Annotated in this window: 22 protein-coding genes; 8 read left to right on the forward strand and 14 right to left on the reverse strand. The window is 62.9% G+C overall.

Annotated features, from left to right (window positions below; translation table 11 throughout):
• The first annotated feature begins 61 nt into the window (after positions 1 to 61).
• Positions 62 to 664 carry an exopolysaccharide biosynthesis protein gene (locus V8J83_RS16170; protein ID WP_339987469.1) on the forward strand — a complete coding sequence of 201 codons (603 nt, stop codon included), beginning with the start codon at positions 62 to 64 and terminating at the stop codon, positions 662 to 664.
• A gap of 10 nt (positions 665 to 674) precedes the next feature.
• Here V8J83_RS16170 and V8J83_RS16175 read toward each other — a convergent pair whose 3' ends face one another.
• Complete coding sequence (locus V8J83_RS16175) at positions 675 to 905, reverse strand: hypothetical protein (RefSeq protein WP_339987470.1); 231 nt, start codon at positions 903 to 905, stop codon at positions 675 to 677.
• A gap of 2 nt (positions 906 to 907) precedes the next feature.
• Positions 908 to 2,356 (reverse strand): pyruvate kinase, encoded by a 1,449-nt coding sequence (gene pyk, locus V8J83_RS16180; protein WP_339987471.1) that lies wholly within the window; start codon positions 2,354 to 2,356, stop codon positions 908 to 910.
• A 185-nt stretch (positions 2,357 to 2,541) separates the two neighbouring features.
• Between pyk and V8J83_RS16185 the strand changes: the two genes are divergently transcribed.
• Both V8J83_RS16185 and V8J83_RS16190 read left to right on the forward strand, forming a co-directional pair.
• Positions 2,542 to 3,279, forward strand: coding sequence for an N-formylglutamate amidohydrolase (locus tag V8J83_RS16185; protein WP_339987692.1), 738 nt, complete (start codon positions 2,542 to 2,544; stop codon positions 3,277 to 3,279).
• 21 nt (positions 3,280 to 3,300) lie between these two features.
• Positions 3,301 to 3,597, forward strand: coding sequence for a DUF1244 domain-containing protein (locus V8J83_RS16190; RefSeq protein ID WP_339987472.1), 297 nt, complete (start codon positions 3,301 to 3,303; stop codon positions 3,595 to 3,597).
• Between the two features lie 267 nt (positions 3,598 to 3,864).
• Here the strand turns inward: V8J83_RS16190 and yaaA are convergent, their stop codons facing one another.
• The 5 genes from yaaA to V8J83_RS16215 all read right to left on the reverse strand — a co-directional run bounded on the left by yaaA (position 3,865) and on the right by V8J83_RS16215 (position 9,274).
• The gene (gene yaaA, locus V8J83_RS16195; protein ID WP_339987473.1) at positions 3,865 to 4,644 is read right to left on the reverse strand and encodes a peroxide stress protein YaaA; all 780 of its coding nucleotides are present in this window, start codon (positions 4,642 to 4,644) and stop codon (positions 3,865 to 3,867) included.
• Between the two features lie 45 nt (positions 4,645 to 4,689).
• Positions 4,690 to 6,750, reverse strand: a complete 2,061-nt coding sequence (recQ, locus tag V8J83_RS16200; RefSeq protein ID WP_339987474.1) for a DNA helicase RecQ — start codon at positions 6,748 to 6,750, stop codon at positions 4,690 to 4,692.
• Positions 6,751 to 6,856: 106 nt separating this feature from the next.
• Positions 6,857 to 7,501, reverse strand: a complete 645-nt coding sequence (locus tag V8J83_RS16205) for an HAD family hydrolase (protein WP_339987475.1) — start codon at positions 7,499 to 7,501, stop codon at positions 6,857 to 6,859.
• Positions 7,498 to 8,055, reverse strand: coding sequence for a 16S rRNA (guanine(966)-N(2))-methyltransferase RsmD (rsmD, locus tag V8J83_RS16210; RefSeq protein WP_339987476.1), 558 nt, complete (start codon positions 8,053 to 8,055; stop codon positions 7,498 to 7,500). Before rsmD ends, V8J83_RS16205 begins: the two co-directional genes overlap by 4 nt.
• 10 nt (positions 8,056 to 8,065) lie before the next feature.
• Positions 8,066 to 9,274, reverse strand: a complete 1,209-nt coding sequence (locus V8J83_RS16215; protein WP_339987477.1) for an NAD(P)/FAD-dependent oxidoreductase — start codon at positions 9,272 to 9,274, stop codon at positions 8,066 to 8,068.
• Between the two features lie 76 nt (positions 9,275 to 9,350).
• Here V8J83_RS16215 and V8J83_RS16220 point away from each other — a divergent pair, with 76 nt between their 5' ends.
• Positions 9,351 to 9,839, forward strand: a complete 489-nt coding sequence (locus V8J83_RS16220; protein ID WP_339987478.1) for a peroxiredoxin — start codon at positions 9,351 to 9,353, stop codon at positions 9,837 to 9,839.
• A gap of 67 nt (positions 9,840 to 9,906) precedes the next feature.
• Here V8J83_RS16220 and V8J83_RS16225 read toward each other — a convergent pair whose 3' ends face one another.
• The 5 genes from V8J83_RS16225 to V8J83_RS16245 are packed head-to-tail and all read right to left on the reverse strand — an operon-like array spanning position 9,907 to position 13,599.
• On the reverse strand, positions 9,907 to 10,800 hold the full coding sequence (locus tag V8J83_RS16225; RefSeq protein ID WP_339987479.1) for a mechanosensitive ion channel family protein: 894 nt from the start codon (positions 10,798 to 10,800) through the stop codon (positions 9,907 to 9,909).
• A 32-nt stretch (positions 10,801 to 10,832) separates the two neighbouring features.
• Complete coding sequence (locus tag V8J83_RS16230) at positions 10,833 to 11,132, reverse strand: 4a-hydroxytetrahydrobiopterin dehydratase (protein ID WP_339987480.1); 300 nt, start codon at positions 11,130 to 11,132, stop codon at positions 10,833 to 10,835.
• The gene (locus V8J83_RS16235) at positions 11,129 to 12,310 is read right to left on the reverse strand and encodes a GNAT family N-acetyltransferase (protein WP_339987481.1); all 1,182 of its coding nucleotides are present in this window, start codon (positions 12,308 to 12,310) and stop codon (positions 11,129 to 11,131) included. The genes V8J83_RS16230 and V8J83_RS16235 overlap by 4 nt, the downstream gene beginning before the upstream one ends.
• A 60-nt stretch (positions 12,311 to 12,370) precedes the next feature.
• The gene (locus V8J83_RS16240; protein WP_339987482.1) at positions 12,371 to 13,135 is read right to left on the reverse strand and encodes a glycerophosphodiester phosphodiesterase family protein; all 765 of its coding nucleotides are present in this window, start codon (positions 13,133 to 13,135) and stop codon (positions 12,371 to 12,373) included.
• Positions 13,132 to 13,599, reverse strand: coding sequence for a RidA family protein (locus V8J83_RS16245; RefSeq protein WP_339987483.1), 468 nt, complete (start codon positions 13,597 to 13,599; stop codon positions 13,132 to 13,134). Before V8J83_RS16245 ends, V8J83_RS16240 begins: the two co-directional genes overlap by 4 nt.
• Before the next feature lie 186 nt (positions 13,600 to 13,785).
• On the opposite strand from V8J83_RS16245, the gene V8J83_RS16250 reads away from it, so the two are divergent.
• Positions 13,786 to 14,715: an MlaA family lipoprotein gene (locus V8J83_RS16250; RefSeq protein ID WP_339987484.1), complete on the forward strand. Its 930-nt coding sequence runs from the start codon at positions 13,786 to 13,788 to the stop codon at positions 14,713 to 14,715.
• Positions 14,705 to 15,319, forward strand: coding sequence for an MlaC/ttg2D family ABC transporter substrate-binding protein (locus V8J83_RS16255; protein WP_339987485.1), 615 nt, complete (start codon positions 14,705 to 14,707; stop codon positions 15,317 to 15,319). The genes V8J83_RS16250 and V8J83_RS16255 overlap by 11 nt, the downstream gene beginning before the upstream one ends.
• Positions 15,320 to 15,367: 48 nt before the next feature.
• Here V8J83_RS16255 and hspQ read toward each other — a convergent pair whose 3' ends face one another.
• The gene (gene hspQ / locus V8J83_RS16260) at positions 15,368 to 15,694 is read right to left on the reverse strand and encodes a heat shock protein HspQ (protein ID WP_339987486.1); all 327 of its coding nucleotides are present in this window, start codon (positions 15,692 to 15,694) and stop codon (positions 15,368 to 15,370) included.
• An 86-nt stretch (positions 15,695 to 15,780) separates the two neighbouring features.
• Between hspQ and V8J83_RS16265 the strand changes: the two genes are divergently transcribed.
• Both V8J83_RS16265 and V8J83_RS16270 read left to right on the forward strand, forming a co-directional pair.
• On the forward strand, positions 15,781 to 16,668 hold the full coding sequence (locus tag V8J83_RS16265) for an AEC family transporter (RefSeq protein WP_339987487.1): 888 nt from the start codon (positions 15,781 to 15,783) through the stop codon (positions 16,666 to 16,668).
• Between the two features lie 85 nt (positions 16,669 to 16,753).
• Positions 16,754 to 17,332, forward strand: coding sequence for a transglycosylase SLT domain-containing protein (locus V8J83_RS16270; RefSeq protein ID WP_339987488.1), 579 nt, complete (start codon positions 16,754 to 16,756; stop codon positions 17,330 to 17,332).
• Here the strand turns inward: V8J83_RS16270 and V8J83_RS16275 are convergent.
• Entirely contained in the window at positions 17,329 to 17,943 is a 615-nt protein-coding gene (locus V8J83_RS16275; protein ID WP_339987489.1) for a LolA family protein, read from the reverse strand. The genes V8J83_RS16270 and V8J83_RS16275 overlap by 4 nt on opposite strands.
• Between the last annotated feature and the right edge of the window lie 208 nt (positions 17,944 to 18,151).

Below are 18,151 nucleotides of genomic sequence, written 5' to 3' on the forward strand. Positions count from 1 at the left end.
GGAGTCTGCGCACACGATGCGTTCTTGATGCGCTGGCCATTGGCACATAGGTCGGGGCGCAATGGAAACGCACCACACTCCCCCGGATCCGGCCCCACCCGCGTCCCTGCCCGAGATCATCGACCGCGTGCTTCAGGCCGCTGAGGTCGAGCTCACCGATATTCGCACGATCCTGCATTCGTTCGGGCGCGCCAGCTTCACACCGGTGCTATTGCTGCCCGCGATTGCCGTGGCAACGCCCCTGAGCGGCATACCCCTGTTCTCGTCGCTGATGGGGATTTTCATCGCCATCGTCTCGGCGCAGATGCTGGCCAGACGCAAATACCTGTGGTTGCCGGACTTCATCCTGTCGCGTCAGATCAATGGCGCAAAGCTCACCGCCGCCTTCACGCGCATCCGATCAGTCGCGGTATGGGTCGACACCCATACCGCCAAACGGTTTCGCCTGTTGTCCCGCAGACCGTTGGTCTTTGTGCCGCAATTGATCTGCCTGGTGTCCGGCCTGATGATGCCCTTGCTGGAATTCGTTCCGTTCTCATCCTCCGTCGCGGGGATCGGCGTGGCGATCCTGGCGCTTGGCATGCTGGCCCGGGACGGGGTGGTGATCGTGTTGGGGCTGCTGCCCTACGCGGGTGTCGGATGGTTGATCCTGCGGGTTCTCTGAGCGCGCAGGATCAGTTCAACATCCGTGCTGCCACCGAGATGAACGCATCCGGGATATCCAGCGGAACAAGCCCGTCCGATGCTTCGAAATGCACGAAGGCAAACATCCCAAGCGCGATGCAGAGCGAGATCATCGGCACCCACGGCCAGCGGCGCACGGTCCATGCGGCAATGATCGACGAGAACGACAGGATCGCCACGATGGTGGCAATCACCAGAAGGATATCCGCGCCGATCTGCACCCCTATTCCAGCTCGGAGGCGTAGATCAGCCGCTCGTCACAGGGCGCGATCCGCAGGATGTTGGTCGAGCCGGATTGCCCGAAGGGGACGCCCGCAGTCACAACGATCAGGTCGGATTTATCTGCCAGATTTTCGGTTGTGGCAGCGCGCACGGCGCTGACGACGGCTTCCTTGAAGCGTCCGACACTGCCGACCTTCACACAATGGCACCCCCACGTCAGGCACATGCGCCGCGCAATCGCCATCCGGCTGGTCAGCGCGAGGATCGGAACGGAGGGCCGTTCGCGGGCCGTCAACGCGGCCGTGGACCCCGACTCGGAGAAGCAACAGATCAGCTTGATGTTCGTCGTCTCCGCAATCTCGCGCGCCGCAGAGACAATGGCATCGGCCACCGTTTCCTTGTCGCCCCCGCGCGAGGCTTCGATGATATCGCGATAGGTCGGATCGCTTTCGACCTCTTCGGCGACGTTGTTCATCGTGGTCACCGCTTCGATCGGGTAATCGCCCGCGGCGGATTCCGCGCTGAGCATGACGGCATCGGCGCCCTCATAGATCGCCGCGGCCACGTCCGAGACTTCGGCGCGGGTCGGCATCGGGCTTTCGATCATGCTTTCCAGCATTTGCGTGGCGACGATCACCGGCTTGGCGGCGTTGCGGCATTTGCGCACCAGACGCTTCTGGATCGGCGGGACGGCTTGTACCGGGCATTCCACGCCCAGATCGCCGCGCGCAACCATGATGCCATCGGAGGCGTCGAGAATGGCTTCGAAATTGGTGACCGCCGCGGGTTTTTCGATTTTCGAAAGGATCGCCGCGCGGCCCTTGGCCAGATCGCGCGCCTCGGCCACGTCCTCGGGACGCTGCACAAACGACAGCGCCAGCCAATCGACGCCCAACTCGCACACAAATTCGAGATCCTTGCGGTCCTTGTCGGAGAGTGCCGCCAGCGGCAGCACCACGTCCGGCACGTTCACGCCTTTGCGGTTCGAGATCCGGCCACCGGCCAGAACCTCGCATTTGGCGAAATCCGCCCCGCATTCCAGCACTTTCACACGGATCTTGCCGTCATTGACCAACAAAGTGGCGCCGGGCTCGAGCGCGTCGAAGATTTCCTTGTGCGGCAGTTGCACGCGGCTGGCGTCGCCGGGCGTGTCGTCGAGGTCGAAGCGGAACGTCGCGCCGTCTTCGAGGTCATGGCCTTCGTCGTTGGCGAATACTCCGCAGCGCAGTTTCGGGCCCTGCAGGTCGGCGAGAATCGCAATCGGGCGCCCGAGATCCACCTCGATCTGGCGGATGATCGCATGGCGCGCGGCAATCTCGGAGTGATCGCCATGGGACATGTTGAGGCGGAAAACATCCGCGCCGGCCTCGTGCAGGGCCCGGATCACCTCGTAATCGTTGGACGCAGGTCCAAGCGTGGCGACGATTTTTACATTGCGGTCGCGTTTCATGGACATCTTTCCCCCAGATCCCTCGCACTGCCTGCCAGATGGCATGTTGGCGCTATCATCTTTCGATTGCGCCTCACATAGACGCAAATCCAGATGCGGAACAACCGCTGACGGGCTGGTCATTGGGATTGCGGCGATTTACCCACGTCGCAGCCAACCGAACATGTGGGGACTTGAAGGACAAAATGGCAGATGCCTGCACATTGACCGGGGCCGACCGGGCCGGGCGGTGGGTCGTGACTTGCGATCACGCCAGCAATCGCGTGCCGGTCGAGGTGGCGGACGGAGACCTCGGGCTGCCCGCGCAGGATATGGCACGCCACATTGCTTATGATGTGGGCGCTCTGGGCGTTGCCGAAGCGCTGGGGGCGGCGCTGGACGCGCCAGTCGTGGCTTCCACCTATTCGCGGCTCGTGATCGACCCGAACCGCGGCGAAGATGATCCGACGCTACTGATGCAGGTTTACGACGGCTCGATCATTCCCGCCAATCGCGGCGTTGACCCGGCGGAGGTAGAGCGGCGTCTGGCGCTCTACCATCGGCCCTACCATGCGATGATTTCCGAGGTTCTGGCCGCCCGGGACGATCCGCTGATTGTGTCGGTGCACAGTTTCACACCGCAATTCGTCGGCCGCCCGCCGCGTCCGTGGCACATCGGCGTGCTTTATGCTGAGGACCGGAGACTGGCCACGCCGTTGATCGACCGGCTGATCGTGGAGGGGGATCTCTGCGTCGGGGACAACGCGCCCTATTCGGGCCAGCTTCCCGGCGACGCGCTGGACCGGCATGGCATTCAGGCGGGGCGCAAGCATGTGCTGGTCGAACTGCGCAACGATCTGATCGAGACACCGACGCAGCAGGCGGCCTGGGGCAAACGATTGGCAGGTGTGCTTGAAGATGCCCGCGCCCATGCCGATCTTTGATCCGACACAGAGGAGACCATGATGTCAGAGCCCACGCAAACCGAGCTGGAAGCCGCCGCCTTTCGCCGCCTCCTGCAGCATCTCGATGAGCGCCGCGATGTGCAGAACATCGACATGATGAACCTGACCGGGTTCTGCCGAAACTGCCTGAGCCGTTGGTATCAGGAAGAGGCGGCTGCGCGGAGTGTGGAGATCGACAAGGAGGCCGCGCGGGAGGTGGTCTACGGGATGCCCTATGCGGAGTGGAAAGCCAAGTATCAGACCGAGGCCAGCGCAGAGCAGGCGGCCGCGTTCGAAGCGTCGAAACCCGATCACTAAGCTCACCGCTCCTCAGGCCTGTCGGCCCTCCTCGCAGCTTTTGCTCAAGGTTGATCAGGGGATCTATGTCTTTGTATTCGTTTGGGAACATGGGTCTTCTTAATGATCTGAAAACCATGTTTTCTAAAGGGCGCTGCCGGTTTTTTGTTCGAGGGTGCGCTGCCCGTTCTCTTGTAGGAGGGGGCGCTGCCCCCTACGCACCCTTTCCATGGGAAAGGGCGCTGACCCCCGAGGTTTTTTTGGCAAGATGAAAGGGCACCCGCCCGCTCAGGCGGCGGCCTTGGCGTTGGCTTCCGTGCGGAAGAAAGCGGGTTTTCCGGGGGCGCTGAGCTCTGGCGCGTGGGCGTAGCCGCCGGTGTCGAAATCGAGGATCTGATCGGGAGAGGTCAGGCGGCGTTCGACGATGAAACGGGCCATCGCGCCGCGGGCTTTCTTGGCAAAGAAGCTGACGATCTTTGGGCCGCCCGGTTTGTCTTCATAGAACTGCGGCGTGACGATCTGCAGGTCGAGCGCCGTTTCATCCACGGCGGAAAAATATTCGACGGAGGCACAATTCACGAGCGTGTCCGTTCCGACCTGCGCCGCATTTTCGTTCAGCGCTTCGGCAATTCGCGGGCCCCAATAGGCGTAGAGATTGGCCCCTTTGCGTGTCTTCAGGCGGCTGCCCATTTCCAGACGGTAGGGACGGATCGCATCGAGCGGACGCAGCAAGCCGTAAAGGCCGGACAGGATGCGCAGATGGTCCTGCGCGTAGGTCATGGTGTCGGGATCAAGGCTCGCCGCCTCCAGACCGATGTAAGTGTCGCCCGCGAAGGCGAGCGCCGCGGGGCGTTCTCCCTCGGGCGCATCTTCGAACGCCTTGAAGCGGTCGGCGTTGAGCTTGGCGAGGTCGGCGCTGATGTCCATCAGCTTCGACAGCTCCTTCTGGCTGAGCCGTTTGGCCACGCGCGCGAGTTTGACGGCGTCTTCGGTGAAGTCGGGCGCGGTCATCTGCGCGGTCCGCTCGGTCCAATCGAGACGTTTGGCGGGGGAAATCACACTCAGCATATCGATCATCCTTCTGTTGGCTCAGATGTAAGCGCGACGCGCCGGTTATCCAGCCTCTCTCAGCACGTCCAGGAAGGCCTCGCCAAACCGGTCGGCTTTCTGATCGGACATCCCGCCGATACGGGTCAGCGCTTCCAGACTGTCGGGCTTGCGTTCGGCGATCTTGCGCAGGGTCGAATGCGTGACGGACAGGTATTTGCCAGCGCCATCATCGCCGCGCATCAGCTCCTGACTGACTTCCATCAGCCGGTCGAACACATCCCCAGCCTCGCGCCCGGCCAAAGCCCGGCGGGCGGGGTGTACCGGCTCGGGCGCGTCGCCGGTGACGATCTGAAGGAAGGCCGCGCCGTAACGTTCCAACTTGGTGGCGCCGACACCGGAAATCCGCGCCATCGCATCCAGAGTGTCGGGCTTGGTTTCGGCCATCTCGATCAACGTCTTGTCGGTGAAGATAACGTAGGCAGGCACGCGGGACTCTTCGGCCAGCGCGCGGCGTTTGGCCTTCAAAGCGGACAAGAGCGGCGCGTCTTCCTCGGACACCAGCATCTTCACGGCGGGGCGGCGCGGCGCCTTGGTGATCGTGTCGCGGCGCAGCGTGATGGAGGCCTCGCCCCGCAGGATCGGGCGCGCGGCCTCGGTCATGCGAAACGCGCCGTGGCGGGCAGGATCGGGGCGCACAAGATCGCGCCCCATCATCTGCCGGAACACGGCCTGCCATTGCCGTTTGTCGAATTCGGTGCCGACGCCATAGACCGACAGCCGGTCGTGCCCGCGTTGGCGGATCTTGTCGTTGTCGGCCCCCAGAAGCACATCAATCAAATGCCCCGCACCGAAATATTCACCGGTGCGCAACATCGCGCTGAGCGCTTTTTGCACGGCGACGGAGGCATCAAACAGCTCGGGCGGCTTTTCGCAGAGATCGCAATTGCCGCAATCCTCGGCCGCTTCGCCGAAATACCCCAGCAGCACCTGCCGCCGACACCCCTGCGCCTCGGCCAGCCCCAGAAGCGCGTTGAGGCGGGCATGATCGGCGTCCTTGCGTTCGGGCGGAGCCAGACCTTCGTCGATCTGGGTGCGGCGAAAGCGGATGTCATCGGGACCATAAAGCGTCAGCGTGTCGGCGGGCGCACCGTCACGGCCCGCGCGGCCGATTTCCTGATAATAGCCTTCGATCGACTTCGGCAGATCGGCATGGGCGACCCAACGGATATCGGGTTTGTCGACGCCCATCCCGAAGGCCACCGTGGCGCAGACGATCAAGCCATCCTCGGCGTTAAACCGGCCCTCGACGATGCGGCGGTCATCCACGTCCATGCCGGCGTGATAGTAGCAGGCGTTGTGACCCGCTTCGCGCAACCCCTGCGCGAGCGTCTCGGTCTTGGCGCGGGTGCCGCAATAGACGATGCCGGATTGCCCCTTGCGGGCGGCGGCGAAGCTGAGGATCTGTTGCCGGGGCTGGTTCTTGACCTCGAAGGCAAGCGCAAGGTTGGGGCGGTCAAAGCCGCGCAGGAAGACCTCGGGCGATTGGTCATCGAACAGGCGATGGCAGATTTCCGTGCGGGTTTCCGCATCGGCGGTGGCGGTGAAGGCGGCGATGGGCACGTTTAGCGCCCGGCGCAGCGCACCGATGCGCAGGTAGTCGGGGCGAAAATCGTGGCCCCATTGGCTGACGCAATGGGCTTCATCGACGGCGATCAGGCTGACGCCTGCACGGCTGAGCATCCGTTCGGTGCCACTCGAGGCAAGGCGTTCAGGCGCGATATAGAGCAGTTTCAGGGTGCCGTTTTGCAGAGCGTCCCAGACGGCATCGGTTTCCTCGGGCGTGTTGCCGGAGGTCAGCGCGCCGGCCGCAACCCCCGCTTCACGCAGGCCGCGCACCTGATCGCGCATCAAAGCGATCAGCGGCGAGATCACAACCGTCACGCCATCGCGCATCAGGGCTGGCAATTGGAAACACAGCGATTTGCCACCCCCCGTGGGCATGATCGCCAGCACGTTCTTGCCGCTTGCCACGGCTTCCACGATCTCGGCCTGACCGGGCCGAAAGGCATCGAAGCCGAAGGTCGACTTCAGCAGGGCAGAGGCGTCGGGATGCGCGACCAGCATGGGTGGAGGGCAGCCTGTCTAGAGTTTGTTTCGAGTGCTCGTTATGGCGTGAAGGTCCCATATTGAGATTCGGTAAACAAGACCTACTGCATGTGGTTTTTGTGGATTACGTCAGGCCAAGCAATTCGGGCAGGTCAGCCATATCGCGAAACACCCGTGCGCCGTGCGCGGCAAGCCTATCATCGCCATGCGGCGCATAGCCGAAGCACCGCATGCCCGCGCGCTCTGCACCGAGCGCACCGGAGGGGCTATCCTCGATCACAACGGCGCGGTCCGGGGCCACGCCCATCTCCCGCGCAGCGATCAGGAACAGCTCAGGGTCGGGTTTCGACACCCCCAAAGTGTAGGCCGAGAACAGCCGCCCGCCCATCCGGTCCGCGATACCGGTGCCGCCCAGCGTGATCGCCATCTTCGCCTCCGCGCCGTTGGAGGCCACGCAATACGGCACGCCCGCCGCATCGAGCCGGTCGAGCACGTCGATCACACCGGGGATCGCGTCGACCCCTTCGCGCAGGCGGTCAAAGATCTGCGCGTAAATCTCGGGGATCCAATCGTCGGGCAAGTCCGCACCCAACGCGCGCGCCTTGTCGAACACGCCCTGCATCGTGCCGCCGACGAAATGCTCCATTGCGTACTCGATACTGACCGTCACGCCGTAGCGCGCGATGCTTGCGATCATCACCTCATTGGCGGGCCGCTCGCTGTCTACAAGCACGCCGTCACAATCGAAAATGACAAGATCGGGGGTCATGGATGCCTCAACAGGGTGATGGTTGTGTTGCCGTAGCTGCGTTGATCGAGGGTCTCGAACGACGCGGGGATGATCGGGGCTGTGGCCTCTTCCCAGACCAGGGTCGCACCCGGCGCCAGCCAGCCTTCCGCGCGCAGGACCGGCAGGATCTCTTCGCCCAATCCCTGCCCATAGGGCGGGTCGAGGAAGATCAGGTCGCAGGCCTCCCGCGCGGGGCCGATCTGGCGGACATCCTTGCGAAACACCTTGGTGACCCCCTGCGCGGCGCAGGCTTCGATGTTTTCGCGCAAAAGCGCGCGCGCCGCCGTACCGTTGTCAACAAAGGTGGCAGACACCGCGCCCCGGCTCAACGCCTCCAGACCCAGCGCGCCGGTGCCCGCGAAAAGGTCAAGCACACGCGTACCGTGCACAAGATCGCCATTGCGGCCATTGATCAGCAGGTTGAACAGGCTCTCGCGCACCCGGTCCGTTGTGGGTCGCAGATGCGCCGCCGCATCGCCCGCGCCGACCTCGGCCAGCTTCTTGCCGCGGAGACGACCGCCAACAATCCTCAAGACACTGGCCTCATGCCTTCAACAACGCTTTCAAATCGCTCTCCGGATCCGCCACAACCTCGGGCGCGGGCGACTTGCCCGCCTCGATCAACCGCTTGCCGATCATGTAGCCGCGCGGATCGTTCATTGCGTCCACGGCCAGCAACGCCGCGCCCTTGTAGTACCAATGCGACCGCGCCTTGCCGCCATCGCGCACCGCCACGCTGTCATAGCCCATGTTCAGGCCCGCGATCTGCAGCTTCACATCGTATTGGTCCGACCAGAACCACGGCTTGGGCACGTAATCCTCGCCCAAGCCAAGGATGTTTTTCGCCACCGCCTCCGCCTGATCAATCGCGTTTTGTACGCTCTCCAACCGGATGCGCGCGCCCCGGTACGGCAGCGATGCACAATCGCCCGCCGCCCAGATCGCAGGGTCCGAGGTCTGCCCGCGCGCGTTCGTGGCAATGCCGTTATCCAACGTCACGCCGGCCATTTCCGCCAAAACGTCGTTCGGCGTCACGCCGATCCCGGCAATCACCATGTCATAGGGATGCTCTTCCCCATTGGTCAGAACGGCCCCAACAACCCGGCCATCAGCAGCATTCAGGCACTCCAGCCCGACATTTTCGCGGATCGTCACCCCGTGAGCGCCGTGCAGATCGCGAAAGTAGCCCGCCGTCTCGGCACAGGCGACGCGGCCCAGAATGCGCGGCGCGGCCTCGATCAGGGTCACGTCCATACCGCGTTTGCGCGCCACTGCCGCGGCCTCCAACCCGATGTAGCCGCCACCCACGATCAACACCCTGCGATCAGGCGTGACCTCGGGCTCCATTGCATCCACATCGGCCAACGTGCGCACCACATGCACACCTTTGAGCGACCCGCCGATCTCGGCCGGCAAGCGACGCGGGGTGGAGCCGGTGGCGAACACCAGCGCGTCATAGGGCAACGCCGCTCCGGCGACCGTCACCGTCTTGGCCGCCGCATCCACGGCCTCAACGGCCTGCCCCATGCGCAGATCAATAGTGTTTTCCGCATACCAATCGGAGGGCCGCAGATACAGACGCTCCAACGCCATGTCGCCAAGCAGATAGGCCTTTGACAAGGGCGGGCGCTGATAGGGTGGGGCCGGTTCATCACCAATCAGGGTGAGCGCGCCGTCAAACCCCTCGGCCCGCAACTTGGCCACACAAGACGCTCCGGCCTGTCCGGCCCCGATGACGATTATCCGATCCATGGCGCTTTCCTGTTGGCGTGTTCCCGGCGGACCCTATATCCGCTTCAAACCACTCGACAAGCAGGAGAGAACCCCGATGTCCATTTCCGCAGGCGATACACTGCCCAATGCCACCGTCCTTCGCATCGGTGCCGACGGCCCCGAAAGCGTCGAGATGGAGAGCCTGACCAAGGGCCGCAAGGTGGTGATCTTCGGCCTGCCCGGCGCGTATACCGGCACTTGCACCTCGGCCCATGTGCCGTCGTTCATGCGCACCAAGGATGGGTTCGATGCGAAGGGTGTGGATGAGATCATCTGCATCTCGGTTAACGATCCTTTCGTGATGGACGCCTGGGGCGACAGCACCGGCGCAAAGGGCGCGGGGATCACGATGTTGGGTGACGCGGCGGCGGCATTCACCAAGGCCATCGGCATGAACTGGACGGCGGAACCGGTGGGCTTTTTCGACCGCTCGCGCCGCTACGCGATGTATGCAGAGGATGGTGTGGTGAAGGTGATCAACGTCGAGGAAGGCCCGGGCGTCTGCGAAGTGTCTGCCGGTGAGACGCTCCTGGACGCGATCTGAGCCCGGGGCAACACCGACCCCGCGTCAATGAAAACGCCCCGAAGACCACTTCGGGGCGTTTTTTTGATTATTCTGCCGCCATGTCCTGCGGTTGGGCGGAGAGGCGGATGGGCGCGTTGTCGTGGACCAGCGTGCGCGTCGGAAACGGAATGTCGATATCCTTCGCGTCGAAGGCTTCTTTGACCTTGCGTTTGATGTCGGCCTGGTAATCCCAGTACTGCGGTTGGTCCACCCAGGCTCGGACGAGGAAATCGACCGAGCTGTCGTTGAGCGTGTTGACCTGCACCCAAGGCGCCGGATCGGAATGCGTACGACTATCGTCGGAGAGCACATCGCGAATGATCTGCTCGGCCTGCGCAAGGTTCACACCATAGCCGACGCCAAAGCTCCACTCCGCGCGGCGGGTGTCGTAGCCAGAGTAGTTCTTGATCTCGTTGCCCCAAACATCCGCGTTCGGCACGAAGATCTGCACGTTCCCGATGCTGGCCAGCTCGGTCATGTTGAGCGAGATGTTCTTGACGGTCCCCGTGACATCGCCAACCTCCACGAAATCGCCGATTTTGACGGGGCGGAAGAGGATGATCATGATACCGGCGGCTACGTTCGACAACGTGCCTTGAAGTGCGAGACCGATTGCCACGCCAGCCGCACCCAGCGCTGCGATGATCGACGTTGTCTGCACCCCGAATGTGTTGAGGATGAACAAAAGCGCAAACGCCATGATGACGTAGCGCGCGATGTTGCCGAGGAAGGCAAACAGCGTGTTGTCGAGATGCTTGTGCTTCTCGCCAATCTTGCGGATGCGCCTTTTCACCCAACCGGCAAAGATCACGGCCACGATCAGGATCAGGATCGCGGCGACGACACTGCCCAGAATGCTGGCCATGAATTCCACGGAAAAAATATCGCCTACGGTCGTGCCGGCGGCGATTTCGGTATTCAGAATATTCTCAAAGTCCATTTCGGGCCCTTGCGTTGGCCCCGGAATGCGGGTCAGACCGCGAGGCGATCCATCTTCGACGCCATGGCGATATCCAGCGTCGAGATCCCGTCCACGTCATGTGTGGTCAGGGTGACATCGACGGTCTTGTAGACATTCGACCATTCCGGGTGGTGGTTCATCTGTTCCGCCACCATCGCAACGCGGGTCATCCAGCCGAAGGCCTCAGAGAAATCGGTGAAGGTAAAGGTCTTCGTGATCGCATCTCGGCTGTCGTCATGGCTCCAGCCACGTGCCGTGACCTCGGCCAAAGCCGCGTCGCGATCTGTGCCTTGCAGGTTCTCCGCCGTCATTCCGGCTCCTCCACTTGTGCTTTTCTGAACGGGCCGTAGCCAGTCAGAACTTCGATTTCCTCGTCCACTGCGGCGCGTTCGGCATCCAGATATTTACCGATCGCCTCAGCGAATCCCGCATCGCGCACCCAATGCAATGAGTGCGTGGTGACGGGCATATAACCCCGGGCAAGCTTATGGGTTCCCTGCGCGCCCGCTTCGACACGTTTCAGGCCATGGGCAATCGCGTGATCAATGGCCTGATAATAGCACAGCTCGAAATGCAGGCAGGGGTGATCCTCGGTGCAGCCCCAGTAGCGGCCGTAAAGCACCTCGGCCCCGATGAAGTTGAGCGCACCGGCCACCGGCACGCCGTCGCGCAGCGCCAGACACAGCAGCATATCATCGGCCATCGTGGCATGGGCGCAGTCGAAGAAATCGCGGGTGAGGTAGGGCGTGCCCCATTTCCGCGCGCCGGTGTCCTGATAGAAGCGCCAGAAGGCGTCCCAATGCTCGGGCTTGATGGCATCGCCGGTCAGCGACACGATCTCACCGCCGAAGTTCTGCGCCCGTTCTCGCTCCTTGCGGATGTTCTTGCGCTTGCGGCTCGACAGGGAGCCCAGGAAATCGTCGAATGTCGCGTAACCGTCGTTGACCCAATGGAATTGCTGCGACGCGCGGCGCATCAGGCCGATCTTCTCGCCGGCAATCGCCTCCTCCTCGGTGCAGAAGGTGACATGGAGTGACGACAGGTCATTGTCGGCGGCGATCTGCACCGCTCCCTGGATCAGCGCAGAAATACCAACCGCTTCCCATCCCGGACGCGTCAGGAACCGCCGGCCCGTGGCGGGCGTGAACGGCGCCGCGATCTGCAGCTTGGGGTAATATTCGCCCCCCGCATTCTCATAGGCATGGGCCCAATTGTGGTCGAAGATATACTCACCCTGACTATGGCCCTTGGCATACATCGGCGCCGCCGCGATCACCGCGCCATCGTTGCGCGCCACAAGATAGCGCGGTTGCCAACCGCTGCCGGGCCCGACGCTGCCAGATTGCTCCAAGGCGTCAAGAAACCGATAGGTGGTGAACGGGTCCCGTGGCCGCCCGTCTTCGGGGCAGGCACAGGCATCCCACTCCACCGCATCAATCTGCGACAGACTGCTCAGCAGGTCGATTGTGATGGCGGTATCGCCGTCCATCGAAAGGCTCCGTCTTGGGGACCCTCCAGAGATGGGTCCACCGCCCGTCAGGTCAACGGATCACACACCAAACGGGGCCAGATAACCTTCAAACGTTATGTTATCGGCGACTTTGCGCGCCATCGCCTCATCTTCGGGCGATTTCACGGTCCAGCACAGGATCGGCACGCCCTTTGCCTTCAAATCCAACACCCTCGGCGCGGCCAGGTCATGGCAATCATGGCTAATGAAGCTGGCCCCGACATTGTCGAAATCCGCCACCTCGCGCAATTGATGCAATGTGTCCGACGACAGATCCGGCCATTCCCGCTCGGCGTAGCCATCGGTGGTGATCCCGCGCACGACGCCGGGCGCGCGCTTGGCAAGATTGGCCACCATATGCGGGTTGAACGACATCACCGCGACCGGCCCCGCATAGCCATCCAGCGCATCGGCGACGGCGCGTTCCAGATCATCCGGCGCGGACCCAGTGCCGCCGGATTGGTCCTTCAGCTCGATCAGAAGCGGCACCTGTCCCGCGACGGCATCCAGCACTTCGGGCAAACTCGGCACGCAGTCATCGGACCCGGTCAACCGCAACTTGCCCAGATCGCGCGACGCCCATCCCCGGATCGGCCCGCTTTGAGCGGTCAACCGATCCAATCGGTCGTCATGGAACACCATCGCCGCGTTGTCAGAGGCCAACTGCACGTCGATCTCGATCCCGTAGCCCGCCGCAATCGCGGCCTTTACGGCGCCCATGGAATTCTCGACCACACCGGCGCTGCGGTCATGCAGCCCCCGATGCGCCAGCGGAATACTCAGGAATTCCGGTGCCAGCGTCATGGCTTGATCTGGAAGATGCCTTCGATCTCGACGGCGACGTTGAACGGCAACGCCCCGGCACTGACGGCAGATCGCGCATGCCGGCCCGCGTCGCCCAACGCCTCGACGAGGAAATCGGAGCAACCGTTGATCACCGCTGGCTGCTGTTCGAAATCGGGGGTGGAGTTCACGAACCCCGTCAGCTTCACAACCCGCACCAGTCGATCCAGATCACCGCCACAGGCCGCCTTGACCTGCGCCAGAAGGTTGATGGCGCAGACCCGCGCCGCGGCCGCCCCCTGCTCGATGCTCATATCGGCCCCGACCGTGCCGGTGATCATCTCGCCGTTTTCCATGCTGATCTGCCCCGAGACATAAAGCGTCTCGCCAACCTGCACGAAGGGCACGTAATTCGCGGCGGGCGCGGTCGCCTCGCCCAACGTGACACCGAGTTCGGCCAGACGTGCTTCGAAAGTTCCGCTCATGTCGAGCCTCCCATTGCGTTTGGATTCGGTGCGGACCGTAAGCCCCGCATTGCCCAAGGGGAAGGGGCGGCGATACCTGTCCAACCGATGCCTTTGCGTCGAAATCCGCCGGTCTCAACGGATCGTGTCGAATGCAACGAGAATTCTAGTGTCTTGCCCCGTCCGCTTGTCCTATACCGGGGGAACATGCTTCGGTTCCCGTGCTGCCTACTGGAACTGGCGAAGATCCTGGGGGATATCGTGCGCAGACGGACAACCTGCCTTTCGGCCCGTATGGCCGGTGCCATCGCCTTGACGCTGCTGGTCACGGCATGTGGCCCCGCGACGCTGCCGCCCGGGGATCAAGTCGAGGATCAATACGAAGAGCGGAACCGCGCCGCACATGAGCTGAACGTTTCGCTGGATCGCGCAGTGCTTGGCCCCTCTTCCGACGCCTACGGCTCGGCGATCCCCGAGCCTGTGCGCACCGGGGTGTCCAACTTTGCCTCGAACCTGAGCCAGCCCGGCTATGTCCTCAACAACCTGCTGCAATTGCGCATCGGCGATGCGGCGCAAAATACCGCGCGCTTTGCGATCAATACGACCATAGGGATCGGCGGGCTGTTTGACCCGGCCACGGCCATCGGACTTCCCGCAGAGACAACGGATTTCGGCGAAACGCTGCATATCTATGGCTTTGGCGAGGGCGATTACATCGTCCACCCGGTGATCGGGCCGTCCACCACGCGCGACACCGTCGGCATGGTGGTGGATTTTGCGCTCAACCCGCTGCGCCACTATGTCGAAACGCCGGAAAGCTATGTCCTGACGGCGTCTTCCGTTGCCTCGGGGCTTGGCAGTCGGTACCAATTCGACGGCACCATAGACTCGATCCTCTATGAAAGCGCCGACAGTTACGCGCAATTGCGATCGCTCTACCTGCAACAGCGCCGCTTTGAACTGGGCGGAAGCTCCGATGTGGGCGTCGGCTATGAGGATCCCTATGCCGGAGATGACCCGGCCGCCGCCACGGCGGATGGCGCCGCAGACAGTGCAGCCGCCGCTGCCGATGCCGCCGCAAACGACCCCTATTATGACCCCTACTCGGACCCTTATTTTGACCCCTATGCCCAATAATCTCCTGAAATTCCGCCGTCGCACCTTTCTGTCCACTGCTCTCGCGGGCGCGGCCCTGCCGCTGCTGCCGCGCCGGGCGGATGCGCTGACCACCGCACAAGCGCAGAGCCTTGTCGAAGCGGCAGTCGCCGACGTGAACCGCGTGATCGCCTCGGGGCAATCCCAAAGCGCGATGTTGCGTGAATTCGAACGCATTTTTCGGACCTATGCCGACGTGCCGACCATTGCGCGCTCGGTCCTCGGGCCGCCGGCACGCTCCGCCAGCAACGCGCAATTGCGCAGTTTCACCGACGCGTTTCAGGACTACTTTTCGGCCAAATACGGCCGCCGGTTCCGCGAGTTTGAAGGCGGCACCATACAGGTGCAATCGGCCCGCCCCGTGCGGTCGTTCTTCGAAGTCGTCTCGGTCGTGACCCTGCGCGGTCAGTCGCCGTTCGAGTTGAATTGGCTGGTCTCGGACGGCTCGGGCCGCCCATTGTTCTTCAACCTGATCATTTCCGGCGTGAACCTGATGATCTCGGAACGCACCGAAATCGGCGCCATGCTCGAAGCGCGCGGTGGCTCCATCGAGGCGCTGACGCAGCATCTGCGCACGCTGGCGTAATACGAAAATGCAAGCGGGATCGGCGTTCGGCCAAGGCCGGCGCGCCGCTCAGTTGAGCTGATATTCCAGCGGATATTGCCCGTCGCGAAACTCACCGAACAGATCCGGTAGGTCCGGGTGGCTTACGGGCTCGCCGGTTTCGTCCGGGATCAGGTTCTGCTCGGACACATAGGCCACGTAATAGGTCTGATCATTTTCGGCGAGCAGGTGGTAGAACGGCTGTTCCTTGCGCGGACGCGCCTCTTCGGGAATCGCTTCGTACCATTCATCCGTGTTCGAGAAGCGCGCATCGATATCGAAAACCACACCCCGAAACGGGTGTTTTCTGTGCCTCACGACCTGGCCGATATTGTATTTGGCATGTGTCTCTAGCATGGCTGGTCCTCGGTAACAGTCCGTGTACTAAAGAAAACGGGCGCGGTTTGTCCATGCCGAGAGGCGGAATACAGGGGAAACAGTCTGTGAACCTCGCCCTGACAGTGGTTGAGATCACCGCCCCGGTGTTCCTTTTGGGTGCCGCCGGGTTCGGCTGGGTGCGGCTTGGGTACGAGTATCCGACCGAATTCGTGACCCGCCTCGCCATGACCTTCGCGGTGCCCTGCCTGATCTTTACCGCTTTGGTGCAGGCCGATATCGACGCGGGCGCGATCGTGTCGCTTGGGGCGGCCACGGCGCTGGCCTACGCGGTGGCGGCGGGCCTGGTCTTCGCACTGCTGCGGCTGACCGGCCAAAGCCTGCGCGCGGTCTGGGCACCCCTGACCTTTGGCAACACCGGCAATCTCGGCCTGCCGCTTGCGCTTTTCGCGTTCGGGGAGCAAGGGCTTGGCCTTGCCGTCGTGGTCTTTGCGATCATGGCCATCGCGATGTTCACCTTCGGGCTATGGATGGTTGCGGGCACCGCCAACCCGCTGCGCGTCCTGCGCGAGCCGATCCTGTGGGCCTCCGTCCTCGGGGTCGCCTGCCTGTCGCTTGATCTGACCCCGCCCGAAACCGCGATGAATGCGCTCGGGCTAATGGGGCAGATGGGCATCCCCTTGATGTTGCTGACGCTCGGTGCGGCGGTGGCCCGGCTCGAACCCGCAGGCGCCCTAACCGCGCTTGGCCTGTCGTTCGCAAAACTCGCCATCGGCCTCGGCGCGGCCCTTGTCGCGATCCGGGCGCTTGGCCTCACGGGCTTGCCCGCCGCCGTTCTGATCCTTCAGATGGTCACACCCGTCGGCGTCACCTCCTACCTTCTGGCGGAGCGCTACAAACAATCGCCCGACACCGTCGCAGGCCTTGTCGTGATCTCCACGCTCCTGTCCATCGCAGCACTGCCGATCACATTGTCTTTCCTGCTCGCACCTTAAGGCATTCCACCCGTTTTCAGGCGCGGCATTTTCCGCTATACTGCCGCAAACGTCGAAAAATCGGCATCAGAGGCAGAGCAGGCCAATGTATAGAAGAACCTTCACCCTGGGCCTTGTCGCCCTTGTGGGCGCATGCGGTGGCGTGCGCGAATTCTCACCTCCCCGCAATCTCGACAACGCCTGCGCGCTCCTGCGCGAGCGTCCGCATTACGCCCGCAGCTTCGCGCGCGTCGAACGCCGGTGGAACGTTCAGCGGCACGTTTTGATGGCAATGATCCACCAGGAAAGCCGCTTCGATGGCGATATCCGCCCCCCCTATCGCTACGCGCTTGGCGTGATCCCCGTGGGTCGCCAAAGCTCCGCGCTTGGGTATTCGCAGGCGCTCGATGGCACGTGGGAAGATTATCAACGCGACCAACGCCGCCCCCGTGCCCGGCGCACCGATTTCGACGATGCCGTCGATTTCATGGGCTGGTATATGAACCTGACGCAGGAGCGGAACGGCATCGCGCTGAACGACACGCGCCATCAATACCTGGCCTATCACGAAGGTCATACGGGCTATGCGCGCGGGTCGTACAATTCCAAACCCTGGCTTCTGGATGTGGCCGTGCGCGTCGAGGAACGCGCCGAACGTTATCGCCAGCAACTCAGCGCCTGTTAACCGCGCGAATTGATCTCCTGCGGGATCGAGAAATAGCGCGCCGGAATCGACCCGCCGGTCTCCAACCCGCCCAGAACCACGGTGGTCTGCTGACCCCCCTCGTCGGTGATGATCCATTGCCGCAACTCGATCGGGTTCGGCGTGAAGACCAGCGTGATTGACCCGATATTGGGCCGGTCCGGGTCACGCGCCACCACGCGCGTCGAGGTGCCGTCAAACGAGTGCTCGCTGACCATTCCCGACCGGCCGAGGTTCACGTTACGATCGAGAATGATCCGCAGCGGCGTCTCCGACAGGGGGTATTGCTCCGGCGGGCCCGAGGCGCGGCCATCGAAAATCGCCACTTGGCTACCGCCCGCCATTACCAGCAGATCCTCGCCGTCATATTCGAACCGCACCCGACCGGGGCGATGGATGAAAACCGTCCCGGTGGACACCGTGCCGTCGGAATTGATCTGTGTGAACGGGCTTTGCGCCGTCTGAATGGTGTTCAGGTAGCCCGACAAATCCGCAAGCGGGATCGCGTTGGCATGGGCTGCGCCGCTGCCAAGCAGCGTGGCAAACGGGGCGGCGGCTGTGGCACCCAAAAGGGCGCGACGGGTGATCGGCATGGCTCGTTCTCTCCGATTCGAATGCGTTGCCAAAGATATAGGGAACCGCGCCGCGCTATACGATAACCGAAGCGGAAAACCGGCAGTCAAACGCCTGTGAGGCCAGGCGGATCGCGCGGATCTGCAGGCACGTAATGTAAATCTGCACCGCCGTTCAGGGTTTGTTTGCCTGTGTCGTCCATACTGCGGGGCGCGCATATCCGGAGAG

It is taken from the genome of Gymnodinialimonas ulvae, from assembly GCF_037543845.1.
Lineage (GTDB): Bacteria > Pseudomonadota > Alphaproteobacteria > Rhodobacterales > Rhodobacteraceae > Gymnodinialimonas > Gymnodinialimonas ulvae.

Bases quoted from the DNA above. Each gene is read 5' to 3' on its own strand.
- V8J83_RS16190 (WP_339987472.1), top strand. From the start codon at position 3,301: ATGTCAGAGCCCACGCAAACCGAGCTGGAAGCCGCCGCCTTTCGCCGC.
- V8J83_RS16245 (WP_339987483.1), bottom strand. From the start codon at position 13,599: ATGAGCGGAACTTTCGAAGCACGTCTGGCCGAACTCGGTGTCACGTTG.
- pyk (WP_339987471.1), bottom strand. From the start codon at position 2,356: ATGAAACGCGACCGCAATGTAAAAATCGTCGCCACGCTTGGACCTGCG.
- V8J83_RS16185 (WP_339987692.1), top strand. From the start codon at position 2,542: ATGGCAGATGCCTGCACATTGACCGGGGCCGACCGGGCCGGGCGGTGG.
- V8J83_RS16240 (WP_339987482.1), bottom strand. From the start codon at position 13,135: ATGACGCTGGCACCGGAATTCCTGAGTATTCCGCTGGCGCATCGGGGG.
- V8J83_RS16220 (WP_339987478.1), top strand. From the start codon at position 9,351: ATGTCCATTTCCGCAGGCGATACACTGCCCAATGCCACCGTCCTTCGC.
- yaaA (WP_339987473.1), bottom strand. From the start codon at position 4,644: ATGCTGAGTGTGATTTCCCCCGCCAAACGTCTCGATTGGACCGAGCGG.
- V8J83_RS16215 (WP_339987477.1), bottom strand. From the start codon at position 9,274: ATGGATCGGATAATCGTCATCGGGGCCGGACAGGCCGGAGCGTCTTGT.
- V8J83_RS16250 (WP_339987484.1), top strand. From the start codon at position 13,786: ATGCTTCGGTTCCCGTGCTGCCTACTGGAACTGGCGAAGATCCTGGGG.
- V8J83_RS16205 (WP_339987475.1), bottom strand. From the start codon at position 7,501: ATGACCCCCGATCTTGTCATTTTCGATTGTGACGGCGTGCTTGTAGAC.
- hspQ (WP_339987486.1), bottom strand. From the start codon at position 15,694: ATGCTAGAGACACATGCCAAATACAATATCGGCCAGGTCGTGAGGCAC.
- V8J83_RS16230 (WP_339987480.1), bottom strand. From the start codon at position 11,132: ATGACGGCGGAGAACCTGCAAGGCACAGATCGCGACGCGGCTTTGGCC.
- V8J83_RS16225 (WP_339987479.1), bottom strand. From the start codon at position 10,800: ATGGACTTTGAGAATATTCTGAATACCGAAATCGCCGCCGGCACGACC.
- V8J83_RS16270 (WP_339987488.1), top strand. From the start codon at position 16,754: ATGTATAGAAGAACCTTCACCCTGGGCCTTGTCGCCCTTGTGGGCGCA.
- V8J83_RS16275 (WP_339987489.1), bottom strand. From the start codon at position 17,943: ATGCCGATCACCCGTCGCGCCCTTTTGGGTGCCACAGCCGCCGCCCCG.
- V8J83_RS16170 (WP_339987469.1), top strand. From the start codon at position 62: ATGGAAACGCACCACACTCCCCCGGATCCGGCCCCACCCGCGTCCCTG.
- V8J83_RS16235 (WP_339987481.1), bottom strand. From the start codon at position 12,310: ATGGACGGCGATACCGCCATCACAATCGACCTGCTGAGCAGTCTGTCG.
- recQ (WP_339987474.1), bottom strand. From the start codon at position 6,750: ATGCTGGTCGCGCATCCCGACGCCTCTGCCCTGCTGAAGTCGACCTTC.
- V8J83_RS16255 (WP_339987485.1), top strand. From the start codon at position 14,705: ATGCCCAATAATCTCCTGAAATTCCGCCGTCGCACCTTTCTGTCCACT.